This window comes from Nitrosomonas sp. (genome assembly GCF_024282095.1).
GTDB lineage: Bacteria > Pseudomonadota > Gammaproteobacteria > Burkholderiales > Nitrosomonadaceae > Nitrosomonas.
The window spans coordinates 151188-164091 of record NZ_JAMWZS010000001.1 but is presented as its reverse complement, the minus strand read 5'-3'; the positions used below and the strand labels follow the sequence as shown (position 1 = coordinate 164091).

11 protein-coding genes are annotated in these 12904 nt (G+C 50.0%); 3 read left to right on the top strand and 8 right to left on the bottom strand.

Features of this window, described 5'->3' with window-relative positions; genetic code table 11:
- Positions 1–10: 10 nt before the first annotated feature.
- The 8 genes from Q0K92_RS00755 to Q0K92_RS00725 form a co-directional block, all read right to left on the bottom strand.
- Positions 11–835 (bottom strand): formylglycine-generating enzyme family protein, encoded by an 825-nt coding sequence (locus Q0K92_RS00755; RefSeq protein WP_366083857.1) that lies wholly within the window; start codon positions 833–835, stop codon positions 11–13.
- Positions 836–959: 124 nt separating this feature from the next.
- Positions 960–1268 (bottom strand): hypothetical protein, encoded by a 309-nt coding sequence (locus Q0K92_RS13000; protein ID WP_366083851.1) that lies wholly within the window; start codon positions 1266–1268, stop codon positions 960–962.
- Positions 1216–2349 (bottom strand): RNA-directed DNA polymerase, encoded by a 1134-nt coding sequence (locus Q0K92_RS00750; RefSeq protein WP_297323887.1) that lies wholly within the window; start codon positions 2347–2349, stop codon positions 1216–1218. Before Q0K92_RS00750 ends, Q0K92_RS13000 begins: the two co-directional genes overlap by 53 nt.
- Positions 2346–2717: a diversity-generating retroelement protein Avd gene (gene avd / locus Q0K92_RS00745; RefSeq protein ID WP_297323886.1), complete on the bottom strand. Its 372-nt coding sequence runs from the start codon at positions 2715–2717 to the stop codon at positions 2346–2348. The genes Q0K92_RS00750 and avd overlap by 4 nt, the downstream gene beginning before the upstream one ends.
- Positions 2718–2742: 25 nt before the next feature.
- Complete coding sequence (locus Q0K92_RS00740; RefSeq protein WP_297323885.1) at positions 2743–6054, bottom strand: formylglycine-generating enzyme family protein; 3312 nt, start codon at positions 6052–6054, stop codon at positions 2743–2745.
- A gap of 8 nt (positions 6055–6062) precedes the next feature.
- On the bottom strand, positions 6063–7229 hold the full coding sequence (locus Q0K92_RS00735; protein ID WP_297323884.1) for a MoxR family ATPase: 1167 nt from the start codon (positions 7227–7229) through the stop codon (positions 6063–6065).
- A 24-nt stretch (positions 7230–7253) separates the two neighbouring features.
- The gene (locus tag Q0K92_RS00730) at positions 7254–8660 is read right to left on the bottom strand and encodes a toll/interleukin-1 receptor domain-containing protein (protein ID WP_297323883.1); all 1407 of its coding nucleotides are present in this window, start codon (positions 8658–8660) and stop codon (positions 7254–7256) included.
- A gap of 8 nt (positions 8661–8668) precedes the next feature.
- Positions 8669–9109 carry a toll/interleukin-1 receptor domain-containing protein gene (locus Q0K92_RS00725; RefSeq protein ID WP_297323882.1) on the bottom strand — a complete coding sequence of 147 codons (441 nt, stop codon included), beginning with the start codon at positions 9107–9109 and terminating at the stop codon, positions 8669–8671.
- A gap of 242 nt (positions 9110–9351) precedes the next feature.
- Between Q0K92_RS00725 and Q0K92_RS00720 the strand changes: the two genes are divergently transcribed.
- The 3 genes from Q0K92_RS00720 (at position 9352) to Q0K92_RS00710 (ending at position 12873) form a co-directional block, all read left to right on the top strand.
- Complete coding sequence (locus Q0K92_RS00720) at positions 9352–10866, top strand: M48 family metalloprotease (RefSeq protein WP_297323881.1); 1515 nt, start codon at positions 9352–9354, stop codon at positions 10864–10866.
- A gap of 103 nt (positions 10867–10969) precedes the next feature.
- Positions 10970–12115: an efflux RND transporter periplasmic adaptor subunit gene (locus Q0K92_RS00715; RefSeq protein ID WP_297323880.1), complete on the top strand. Its 1146-nt coding sequence runs from the start codon at positions 10970–10972 to the stop codon at positions 12113–12115.
- Positions 12115–12873 (top strand): ABC transporter ATP-binding protein, encoded by a 759-nt coding sequence (locus Q0K92_RS00710; RefSeq protein ID WP_297323879.1) that lies wholly within the window; start codon positions 12115–12117, stop codon positions 12871–12873. The genes Q0K92_RS00715 and Q0K92_RS00710 overlap by 1 nt, the downstream gene beginning before the upstream one ends.
- Positions 12874–12904 lie beyond the last annotated feature (31 nt).

Below are 12904 nucleotides of genomic sequence, written 5' to 3'. Positions count from 1 at the left end.
GAACAAAACATCAAAAAGCCCTGGCGATACGAAAACCCAGGACGACGCCGGCCTCATCGGTGATGATCCTGAAACGGAGAGCCGACCGCAGGCCCTGCGGATCGCCGAACCACGAACCGCCCCGAACCACCCGGCTATTACAATCCCCGCCATCGGCTTTTCCCCAAGCTGAGCCATCGTTAGGTTTTGATTCAGGCCGATAATTGTCATGCCAGCAATCCTCAGTCCATTCCCCGGCATTGCCTAATAAATCGAATAAACCGAAATGATTTTCTGCAAAGCTAGCAACCGGTGCGGTATACACATAAGAATCCGAACAATCCGCCAAAACCCAATCAGAACCGGCAATCGATTTTGTTTCCTGTCCCAATCCATTGGCGTAATCGCATTGCTTATCGTCTTGATAAAAACGTGCCGTTTGCGTTCCCGCTCGCGCCACGTATTCCCATTCCGCTTCCGTTGGCAGACGATACTGCGCACCGGTACGTTGTGACAACCATTTCACATACGCTTGCGCATCATCCCAGGAAACACACACCACCGGATGGTGATCGTCTTGCGTAAATCCGGGATTTTTCCAGTTATGATCTGGTAATTGTTCCGCTTGTTTTTTCTCAGCATTCCACACATAACAACCTTTACGGTTTTCTTCAACGGTAGTGCGATGATTGGTTTCTTGAACAAATTGTTTGAATTGCCCCACGGTAATTTCACAGCGGCTGATCGCAAACGGTTTGGGGATTGTGACCCAATGCTGCGGGCCTTCATTCGGCTGGCGATCTTTTTCGTTTTCCGATGATCCCATCAAGAATTGATCTGGACGAATCGCCACCATCGCAGGCGCAAGTTTCGCATTGTCGAAATAACAGGCTTGCGCTAATTGTTTTGTCCTTGCTTTTTCCTCGTCTGATCGCTCGCCTCGTGGCTTAACGATGGATTGATCGCCTAATGGTTGATCCTCAGCCAAAATCCCCGGACAAACCATCAAACCCAGCACCAGCAATAAAAAGCGGCAGCCTGATAACAAGCCGCCGCCTGCCGAATACAGCACACTCTTTGGTTGGCATGATTGCGCAACCGGGAGACGCCGCGTATGGGCACCCGCGGCACACCCGGATAATCCTTGAATGACCCGGCTCAGGCACAATTGCGGGCGTACTGGCGATACGAAAACCCAGGTTGTTGTTGGCTTCATCGGTGTTGTTCCTGTTACGGTTAGCCGACCGCAGGTTCTGTGGATTGTTGTTCCACGAACCGCCCCGAACCACCCGGCGATCGTTTAGCGGTATCCCCCTTACTGAAGTATACCTGCGCCAGAATGGCTTTGCACAAGCCACGGCTATCGGCTTGCCGGGCATGCCCCAACCAGCCGGCGACATGCGGTTTAATGTCATTCAAGGTCATGCGATTCGCATGGTAAGCTTTTGCCAAGTGTTTTAGTTTACGGCGAAATTGATAGCCACTGCCGCGACTCAATCGCGTTTTATCCGGAAAAACCCGGTACCCCAGCACATCCAACCCGGTTGCGACCGGTACCAGCATTTTCTTGCTCGGGTGGATGCCAATCCGTTCCTTGGCCAAAAAACACTCGATCTGTTCGCACCAATTCCACAATGTGGCTTTATCATCCGCCAATAAAATCATATCGTCGACATAACGCAAATAAGCTGGCACCTGCAAGATTTCCTTAATGAAATAATCCAAATCGTTCAAATACACATTGCCTAAAAACTGGCTGGTCAGATTACCCAGTGGCAGTCCAATTGCACGGTGCGCCAAATCCATCAGATCGTCATCGGGGTATTTGACAACGTATGGACTAGCAGGCCACGGGCTGGAATCGATAATCGTATTAAATAACCACAGCACATCCGGATCAGCGATCATGCGCACCAATTTTTGTTTCAGGATTTGATGATCCATGCTGTCAAAATAGCGGCTTATATCAATTTTAAGCGCATACCCATAGCGATTCGCCCAAACGCGATATTGCCGCACCGCTACATGCACCCCTTTCAACTTGCGGCTGGCGTAGCTGTCAGGAATAAATTCCCGGTCCAATACCGGCTCGACCTGATTCATCAGCGCATGCTGCACCACTCGGTCGCGGAAAGGCGCCGCCGAAATCAAGCGGATTTTTCGGTCACACACCTGGAATTGCCGGAAACCGCCCGGTTGATAGGTTTTTTGCAATAATTCCTGGCGAATGCTGCTCAGTTCGTATTCCAGATCAAACCCAAATTGCTGGATTTCCGCCTGATTGCGCTTGCCGCGCCGTGCTTTTCGGTAAGCCAGCAGCAGGTTTTTCCAGTCAAGTATTGAAGGCCAAACATTTTCCAATGGAATCATGCTGCGCTCGCAGGTGTATTGCTTTCTTTTTGCTTACGCCAGCCGCCAATCTGCCGCCCAAGTTCCGTCAAGCGCTCGGCGCCTTGTCCATAACTCTGGTGCGTAATCGATTGCAGCGTATGGCTCAAGCGCCATAAATGACGAACCACGTCCAACTGCAAATTGGCCGTTTGCAAGTAAGTCGTTTGCGATTTTTGATAGGCCGCCTGAATCAAATTCTCCAGCACCAGCAATAAGCCGTTTTCGATGCGCTCACCCAAGGTATAACGCCGGTTGCGCGGAAATTGATCCAATTTCGGGATGATCCAGGCCAATAACTCATGGCAATCTTCCACCGCTTTTGGCATGGTTTGATTGGATTGTTTCATATAGTCTCCTAAAAAATAGGGCGTGCTAAGCACAGCGCACTAAGCAGTGATACAAAAACGCAAAATGACTACAAAACCAAAACCCGCAGGGGCTTCGCCCCTGCACCCCGCAAAGGGTCAAAAGCCAAAGCACAAAGAACAAAACATCAAAAAGCCCTGGCGATACGAAAACCCAGGTCGCTGCCGGCAACACCGGTGCCGCCCCGCCACGGCCAGCCGACCGCAGGAGCTGAGGATCGCCGAACCACGAACCGCCCCGAACCACCCGGCGACCACAATCCCCGCCATTGGCTTCCTTCCACGCCGAGCCATCCGCTGGCGCACCTTGATAATTATCATGCGAGCAGTCCTCAATCCATTCCCACACATTACCTGCCGTGTTATGAAGTCCGAATGTATTGGGGTTAAATGAATCTGCCGGCGCAGTCTGTTTACCATCCCATTCACTACCGCAACCACGACAGTTTGCATTATTTTTACCGATGTCCGGTCCCCACCAGTATGCCGTTTGCGTTCTTGCGCGGGCGGCATATTCCCATTCGGCCTCAGTCGGCAGGCGGTATTTTTTACCGGTTTGTTTAGATAACCATTGCACATAATCTCGCGCATCTTTCCATGAAACATTGATCACCGGTCGTTTGCCGCGCCCCCAACCTTCATCGCTTGGCAATTGCCGCTTGGCATCCTTGGCAAACGCATCGTATTCGTCGAACGTGACTTCATATTTACTGATTTCAAAGGCGTACGCGATGGTGACTTCGTGTTGCGGGCCTTCGTCAGAATATCGCCCAGATTCATTTTCAGGCGATCCCATCAGGAATTTTCCGGGTGGAATGCGCACCATCTCCGGCTCGAACGGAAGTTTCGCCTGAGAAGACTCAGCTTGGTAAAGAAAGCGCAGTTCATCATTAAATCCAGCCGCATGCTGATAAGTTTGACTCAGTTGCACCTGGATGGCATCGGCGGGTAAGGTAGCTGATACGCTCAATTTGACGTCGGCATCATACGTCAGCCAGGCCAGACTGTGCGCAGCCCGTTCAGCCGCGGATTTGCCGCCGGCGGCATACTGAATCGTATTGATCGCTGCAGCAGGCTCGATGGTGTCTGCTTGCAGGGTGACCGGGAATTTGGCGCTCTGCAATGCGTTGCGCAGTGCTTCGGCCAGTGCTTGAGTACCCTGTTGGTAATGCAGATTTACCTGCCATTGGGCATATTCTTGTGTTTTGAGATAGTGCTGAAATTGCGTCAGCGCTTGTTGGCCATAGCTATTCCACATGGCATGCAATCCCCAGCCGCCAATAGCCGCACACAATATCACGATCAATGCCGGGCGCAAGATCAGCGATTGACTGGCGCGCGGCAATAGCCTGGCCATGGCCTGCGGCAGTCTGAAATCGAGCAACCCCAGCTTGCCGCCGAGCAGGATATTGGCAAAAATCGGGTCGTTAAAGCTATCCGCGTTTTTCATCGCGCGCAACTCGGCCAGGCGTATCCTGAGCTGGCGCTTGGATGGCGTGCGAACTTCCAGATTTAACGTGCCCAAACCACTTTTATCAGTCAATTGACCGAACAGGCGCTGCCAGACTGCTGTGATGCGCTGCCTTTCTTCGCGTTCCATGCCCAGCAACAAATATTCGCGCAGCCAGTCCGGTAAATGCACGTGTGTCAGCCACGGTAAACGGCTGATGCGCGCCAGCCGCTGCTCGCGCCGCTGTGGCGGGTCCGCCGTAACATTGGCGGTGTTGAGGTGACCAAACAACAAATAATCCAGCGCCTGCGTCAACGCCCAGTGCGGTTTAGGATACACCGCCACCGCCCGCAGCAAACGCAGGCCATAGCTCCCCAGGAAAAATTCCAACTGCCGTACCAGTTGGGAGAGATCAGCGCCATACGGTGGTTTCTCCCTCAGCCAGGCATCGGGCTCCGCCGCGATCATGTCGGGCAACAACAGAGGATACGCGGGTTGCGGAATAAATTTGGCCGGTTGCTCTGTGGTCAGGTGCTCGACCAGTTGCGGCAGGCTGTCCCGCGCCAGTGGCAGCATCAGGAAATTGCGCTGCGCCAGCAATGTGGCATGCGCCACACCCGCATCGCGCGGATGCAGCCAGACTTTATCTTGCCACGGCGCAAATTCCTTGAGCCAGGAGCGGATTTCCCCGCTGTAGGGATGGAACAGAATATCCGTTTCGCTGATGATCAATAACCGGGCATCGCCATGCCGGGCCAGCAATTGCGGCAAGCGGTAATATTCATTGTTGTTCTCATCCTTGGCATGCCAGCGCACCAGCCAGCGCGGATCATCACGAAAACGGTAAGTCCGCACTTGCAGACCGAGTGTGACAAAGCGTTTTTCCAGTTCTTCCGCCAATGCCGCCTGTTGGTCGTTGCGGTGCAGGCTGCGCACCAGCAGCAAATGCTCGGGTGCGACACGGCGATTGCGATAGATCGGATGGAAATAACCGCCACTCCTGGCGGTAGCCTGGACCGTCGCGGCCACATCCAGACGCTGCGTCAGTTCAAAACGCGCCGCGCGTAGATCGCGCAGGGCGTGTTCGGCCTTGGCGCCGCCAAAAATCGGCGTCAGTACCCGTTCAAACCGCAGCTGACTCAACAGATCATCACCCGATGCAGGCTGACTGTTAAGAATCCAATGCTGGTGATAACGTTTTGCCAGCCACAAAAATGCCAATCCCCAGGGTAACCAGAATAATACCTGCGCGATGCCAGCTAGCAGCATTTTCCAATAGTCTGACAATCTCTGTGGCTCTGGCTGGGATCGCGGCACTACTTGATCAATGATGGGAACCGTGGAAACTTCCTGAATGGGTTGATCGGTATCATTTGCTATTATCTTTTCTGGGTCTTTCGGAGGCTTTGGCCCTTGATCGAATGCCGTAGGATCAGGTTGCATGACCCAAACCATCAGCACAGCAATCAGCGTGATGATGAACGCCAGGATAGCCGCAAGCCACACCTTGCCTGTTTTTTGCACCCGTGAACGCACGGCTGCAAGCGTGGTCTGCTTGGGTGATGTCATCTGATTCACGGCAGCCAGCGTAAACTCATCGCCTTTAACCGCAGCGTGCTCATCTTGCATGGCCAGCCATTGCTCAAATAGCACCGGGAATCGCGCTTGATCTTCAGGATTGCGGCAAAACAACGGCCCCAGCACCGGCGCTAACTGACGAATATCTTTGGGTAGGCGGCTTTGTCGTTTCAGATGATCCAGCAAGCGATAAACCGACAGCCATACATCGGGTCCGCACGACATACCTTCGGCATGCAACAAAGCAGCCAGACTGTCGAGCCGTCGCAGGGAAGCGTGGATATCGTCCACGGATGCTATTAGCCTTTAAGTAGCGGCCGCGCCAGCCAGTCGTCAAGCAACTGCTTAGCGCGATCCTGGTCTTCCTGGTGCTTGAACAAGGTTACGCGCGCACTGGAGCAGAATATCTCCCGCCACGCTGCGTTTTGCAGCGTGTAAGCTTGCGAACCTTGACTACGCTTGTACAGCAGTTGCATCCAGTTCAGCAATTCCGCAGTAGAAGGCTGTTTCTGCAATTGCACCTCGTTGCGAAGATAATCAAACAATGCGATTCCTCCCGCCCACAAGCTTTTTTGCTGATTCGGCTGATCAGTTTCCGGCTGAATGACAATATTCAAGCGCTTTTCTACAATACGTTCGATCGTGACCTCATTGCTTTCAGCGTCATGGACTCTATTGCTCTGTTGCCTGCGAAAAGGCGGCAATTCCAGATGATAGTACACACAGCGGCGCAGAAAGGCTTCCGGCAACTCGCGCTCACGATTGCTGGTGATAATGACTACCGGCCGCAATGATGATGCTGATTCCGCTTTGCCGCTCTGCAAGGACACGATCGTGCGCGCTTTCCCTGTTTGGAATAACTCGGGAATATCAAAGCTCATGCGGTCAATTTCATTGAGTATGTCATTCGGGATTTCCCGCGGCGCTTTATCGATTTCATCGATCAGCACCACGGAGCGCTGCGGTTTTGCAGGCAGTTCTTCCAGACAACCTGCCAGACCCAGTTGACGAATGGCATCCGCACCCAATGCGCGCAGGATGGCGAAGCCCAGCGCTTCAAACCTTAAATAACGATAGCTATTATCAACATTGTCGTGCTCCACCCGCGCGGCACGAAAACGTCCCAATGTATCGTACTGATAAAAAAGATCACGGCTTTGGGTATCCGACTTGACCGTAAAACACAAAGGCTTCGGCCACTCATCGCCAGGATTCAGCGGGAAATCCAGTTCCCAGGCCAGGCTATAGGCAAGCTGTGACTTGCCACAACCCGGCTCACCGGTCAACAGCAGTGGCATACCCAGTTCCAGCGCCACATTAACGGCCGATATCAAGCCCGTTGGCGCCAGATAGCCGCGCGGATGCGTCAGTTCATCGGGGTCGAAACTGGGCAGGCGGCGCCATTTTTGCGCTTCTATTTGCTGCCCTGTGCCCGTGTAGAAATGATCGCCAAGGAATGTGGTCATGTTTGAACTCCGTTAATGATCTGATCAGCCATATTTTTTCAAGGCATCGATCAGTATGTTTTTTAAATCGTCATGGTGAATCTCAATATCATTACCCGACACCTGAATATGATGCAAGGGGCGTTCTATAATTTTATTTTTGCTATTCTTACGCTTGTTGAACTCATTCATGATTTCAGTTTCAACAAACATTTTAATTTCCTGCGTTCTCGAGCTATTGGAGAATTGAATATCAATCCATTCATGGATTAATCGTTTGTTGGGGGACTTGATTTCCGGCAGTAAGTATTTCTTCCGGTTCTGCTCTGGTAAGGATTGGTTGATTCTATCAATCAATGTATCGTCCTTTTTTCGCCAAAAAGACCAGGTCAACTTCGGCTGATCCGTTTGTTCATAGTATAAAACCAGGATATGGCGAGGTGCATTGTGAGCAAGTTCGAGATTTTCCCAAGCCTCTAGCATGCCGCAAACCAGTCTTTGGTTTTGAGATTCCGCGTCGGTAAGCTTCCTATACAGGAGATGGGGCACATTTTTGCTGGATAATACGCGTCCGATCTCTGCACTTGTCGGTGGGCAACCCAACTTTTTAGCCAGCAATTCCCACAGATGATCTTCCGGAAGAGTGTGGCTTCTATAAACCTTGTCATCCAATTTTACTGGTTCAGGTGAAAGAGGTTCTACTGAAGCGTTATTCCTAATACTAAGTTGCTTTTTGATATCATAATAAAGAATAAACAGCAAAGCGGACGGCCATTGCGAATCTGTACCATAAAGCAAAAAAGCCAAGGGAGAAATCTCTTTGTCAGTAAAAAATTTGTCGTCTACCCAATCGAAAATATGCTTGGCTTGCTCATCCTTATCAACCAATCCAGCTTTAAATTCTAGGTCATCTTCGAATTTCTTTTTCGGTGCGGGATGACTCGTTTCAATCTTGCTGCTTTGGATTTCTTGAGGTTGTTGGTAAGCCGTTTCAATTGCTGCTGTAAATAAACGTGGGAGAGGCGGCTCAACGGCTGGTTTGTTCCTTACACCGTCTTCGCTAGCATCAAGTTTGGCTTTTAAGCGATCTATAATCTCATCTTTTGATGTCAAACCGGTCAAATCGATATGAATAATAGGTTTGAAAAGCCCTAACGCAGATTCGTCAATCGACTCGATTTTAATGGGAAGCAGCTTGCCACTGGAAAAGGCAGCAGCCCATTCGGAACTTGCAAATTCGGCGGTGAGATAATTTCTGGATAAAACCGCAATCACTTTTCTGGCATTGCGTAAAGCGTTATGCATTTCAATAGGAAAAGACTGTCCCGGCTTGAAATCCCATACATCTATTTTTACCTTGTGGCCGATCTGCTCAATCTGCCAGGCTATCCACTCTGCCGGTTCTTTATCGACTGTGGTATAGCTAATGAAATAGTCTATGTCTGATTCCATCGCGGCAGCTAAAACAGATTATCGAAGTCGGGTTCAGCTTTTGGTTTCTTCCGGTTATTTCCAATGCTTTCCAACAGCCGCTTTCGTGCCTCATTTTTGTCGGCAATTCCGACTAGGTCAATATACACAATTGTTCTGAGAAGTCCGGTTAGTTCAACTTCCCGCGCCCGAACAGGAATCAAAAGCCGTTTTTCACCTGCCGGATCTTGCGCAAATGCGGCAGCCCATTCAGGTGCCGTAAATTGTGCTTGCAAATAATCCGGCGACAAAACTGCAATCGTTCGCTTAGCCTCGGTAGCGGCTTTTTGCATAGCCAGAACAAAATTTTCACCGGGGCCGAAATCCCAAGCTTGGATGATTGTCGTGTAGCCTGCTTCCTCCAATTGCCAGGCAATCCATTCCGCTTTATCTGTGTCGGCCTTGTTATAACTGATGAAAAAATCTTTCATAAGTTTATCCTGAGTCATAAAACAAACAAGAACACCATAACTACATTGATCACAAAGGAACCATCCATTAGCGTATCATAAAATTTTTCAGATACCGTAATTAGCCTTACTTCATACGTGAACATTCTCATAATCAGCGCAAAAAAACATACAATTTACAATCCACAAGAAACCATCGCGCAATCAGCCAATCCAATCCGGAAATTACCCGTGTTGATAAAAATTCGTTCCCGATACCCGTCATGAAATTGATCTGCCTGATCATTGCGTTATCACTCCTGTTTCCGGCAAGCGGTTTTGCGCATGAGTTACCCGATCTGGGGGACGTGTCGCAAGCGACCATTACACCGCATCAGGAACGGCAAATCGGGTTGCAGATCATGCGTCAGATTCGTGCCGATCCCAGTTATTTGGATGATCCTGAGATAGCCAGTTACTTGAGTAATCTCGGGCATAAGTTGATCGCCAATTCCGATGAAGCCAGTGCCGGTCAGTCATTTGAATTTTTTGCCGTGCAGGATCCGTCCATCAATGCATTCGCTTTGCCGGGCGGATTCATGGGATTCAATAGCGGGCTCATCGTCGCCGCACAAAGTGAATCCGAATTAGCTGCGGTGATGTCGCATGAAATCGCGCATGTGACACAAAAACACCTGGCGCGCATGATTGCTTCGCAAAAATACGACTGGGTTAAATCAATCGCTGCAGTGGCGGTGGCCATCATTGCGTCGCGCGCCAATTCGCAAGCCAGTCAAGCGGTACTCGTTGCTTCCCAGGCCAGTATGATTCAATCAAAACTGGACTTTACCCGCAAACATGAAAGGGAAGCCGACCGTATCGGTTTGAATATCTTGCTGGATGCCGGATTTGATCCGCAAGGCATGTCCGTTTTTTTTGAGCGCTTGCAACGTGCCGGGCGGTTTCATGAAAACGGCGCACCATCCTATCTGCGTACCCACCCGATTACTTATGAACGTATCGCCGACATCCAAAATCGCACCCGCGAAATGCCGTACCGCCAGGTTCCGGATAGCATCGATTTTTTACTGGTACGTGCCAAGTTGCGCACCTTACAAGGAAAACCGCATGACGCAGTCGTGCAGTTCAAAACACGTTTGGATGAGAAACGTTATAGCAATGAGGTGGTTGAACGCTATGGCTATACCCATGCGCTGTTACGTGACAAAAAAACCAAACAGGCCGGTATCGAATTGGCTCATTTATATCAATTGCTACAGGTTAATCCTTCCACACCTGTTCTGACCGACCATGTATTAGGAAAAACCGTGCGTGTCGAGTATAAAAACATCATCGCCGGCGCCATGATTGAGACACTTTCGGCCAGTGTGAAACTGGCAAATGGGCAGATCACTGAAGCGTTCAACACATATAAAAATGCATTAAAGGTCTATCCGCAACACCGTGCGTTGATGCATGGCTATGCCCAGGCTTTAATCCAGAACAAGCAAACTGAAACAGCGCTGGAATTTATCAACAAACAATTGCAACTCATTCAAAATGATGTTCAGTTGTTTAATCTACAGGCCCAATGCTACGCCTTATTAGGTGATAGAATGCTCGAGCACCGCGCACTGGCCGAATCGTACATGCTGAAAGGACACTACGCAGGCGCTATCGATCAGTTGCAAACCGCACTGAAAAGCAGCAATGGGAATTTTTATCAGTTATCGAGCGTTGAAGCACGCTTGAAACAGGTGCAGGCGCTCAAAGCGGAAGAAGAAAAAGAACAAAAATAAAGCACTTTGGAAGAATCCCGCCTGTGATGAATCCGCCATGCTCCGTGAGTATTAGTTTTTTGCTAACTGTTTATCCACAATTGAATCCAATCAAGTACCGCAAATGTTTACTGTCAGCACCAAACAAATCGTCATTGTTTTAATTATGATTGCTGCCACTGCCGCCTACTGGTACAGCGGTGGACAGAAAGAATCTAAAACCAGTCAATATAAAACCCGCAGTATTGAGCGTGGCGACATCATACAAACTATCTCTGCCAACGGCACCCTTACCCCCGTTGTACTGGTCAACGTCGGCACGCAAGTTTCGGGTACCGTAGCTAAATTGCATGCGGATTATAACGATGAGGTGAAAATCGGACAAATATTGGCGGAACTGGATCCGGCTTTACTGCGCGCGCAATTACAGCAATCCAAAGCGAATCTTCTCAATGCGCAGGTCACCTTAAGAATTGCCGAGAGCAAGCTGAAACGCCATCGGCTACTCAAAGAACAAGATTTTGTTTCGCTCGAAGCGTTACAGGCTATTGAACAGGAAACCGAAGCAGCTCGCGCGCAATTGGCTGTCAGCAAGGCCCAAGTGGATCGCGACCAGGCCAATCTGAATTACAGTGTGATCCGCTCGCCGATATCGGGCGTCGTCATTGCACGCGATGTCGATATCGGTCAAACGGTGGCGGCCAATTTCCAAACACCGATACTATTTCAAATTGCCAAGGATCTGCGGCAAATGCAAGTCAACATCAGTGTGGCGGAGGCCGATATCGGCCAGTTACACATCAGCCAGTTGATCAATTTCACGGTCGATGCCTTCCAGCAACGCAAATTTACCGGCACAGTCGGACAGATCCGCCTGAATCCGACCATTCTGGAAAATGTCGTCACGTATAATGTTGTCGCACTGGTTAATAACGATGATGGTGCATTATTACCTGGCATGACGGCGAATATCCATTTTGTGGTCACGCAAAAAAACGATGTCTTGCGTGTGCCTAACGCCGCTTTACGTTTCCAGCCCAAGAACACGGAACCCAGCGAAGGCGGCAAACCCAGCAAACCGACGAATCAATCTGTGCTGTACCTGTTGTCAGAAGATCAACCCGCACCTGTTCATGTCACTGCAGGAATCACCGACGGCAATTTCACCGAAATCATCGACGGTGAAATACAGATAGGCGATAAAGTGATCATCAGCGAAGTGGTCGATAAAAAAGAAGCCGAAAGCAAATTTAAGTTAAGAGTATTCTGATGTCGTCGATTCAGGCCACGCATTCTGCCGATCCACTCATTCACATAGAAAATCTTTGCAAGAGTTACGGTTTGCAAGATGCTGACGGCAAAACCATCACCACCCAGGTTTTATTCGACATCAATTTGACCATCAATCGGGGCGAATTCGTCGCCATTATGGGACATTCCGGCTCGGGAAAATCCACGCTGATGAATATACTGGGTTGTTTGGATACACCGACCAGCGGTTCATATTGGTTATCCGGAAGAAATGTGGCCGCACTTTCCAGTAATGAATTGGCGCACGTTCGCAATCAAAACATCGGTTTCGTATTTCAGGGATTTAATTTGCTCAAGCGCATGACGGCTTTGGATAACGTGGCAACACCACTGCTGTACGCGGGGGTCAACCGTGCCAATAGCCGTAAGCAAGCGTTAGAATTTCTGCGCCGCACCGGCTTGGAAAACTTTGCCATGCACCAGCCCAACCAGCTTTCCGGCGGTCAGCAACAACGTGTCGCCATCAGTCGCGCACTGATCAATCATCCGCAGTTGATTCTGGCCGATGAACCGACAGGCAATCTCGATACACAAACCAGCAGTGAAATTATGCTGTTGTTTGAGCAACTCAATCGTGACCAGGGCATCACCATCGTGCTGGTAACGCATGAAGACGATATCGCGGCGCACGCAAAACGCTTAATTCGCTTAAAGGACGGGCACATCATTGTTGACAAAAACAACACGGTTGCGACAACTTTGCATGAAGTCACATGATTTCAGTTGGTTTAATGATCATTCAGAATTA

Coding starts and splice junctions, on each gene's coding strand:
- Q0K92_RS00755 (WP_366083857.1), bottom strand. CDS start 835: ATGGTGGCGATTCGTCCAGATCAATTCTTGATGGGATCATCGGAAAAC.
- Q0K92_RS00750 (WP_297323887.1), bottom strand. CDS start 2,349: ATGATTCCATTGGAAAATGTTTGGCCTTCAATACTTGACTGGAAAAAC.
- avd (WP_297323886.1), bottom strand. CDS start 2,717: ATGAAACAATCCAATCAAACCATGCCAAAAGCGGTGGAAGATTGCCAT.
- Q0K92_RS00735 (WP_297323884.1), bottom strand. CDS start 7,229: ATGACCACATTCCTTGGCGATCATTTCTACACGGGCACAGGGCAGCAA.
- Q0K92_RS00730 (WP_297323883.1), bottom strand. CDS start 8,660: ATGGAATCAGACATAGACTATTTCATTAGCTATACCACAGTCGATAAA.
- Q0K92_RS00725 (WP_297323882.1), bottom strand. CDS start 9,109: ATGAAAGATTTTTTCATCAGTTATAACAAGGCCGACACAGATAAAGCG.
- Q0K92_RS00720 (WP_297323881.1), top strand. CDS start 9,352: ATGAAATTGATCTGCCTGATCATTGCGTTATCACTCCTGTTTCCGGCA.
- Q0K92_RS00715 (WP_297323880.1), top strand. CDS start 10,970: ATGTTTACTGTCAGCACCAAACAAATCGTCATTGTTTTAATTATGATT.
- Q0K92_RS00710 (WP_297323879.1), top strand. CDS start 12,115: ATGTCGTCGATTCAGGCCACGCATTCTGCCGATCCACTCATTCACATA.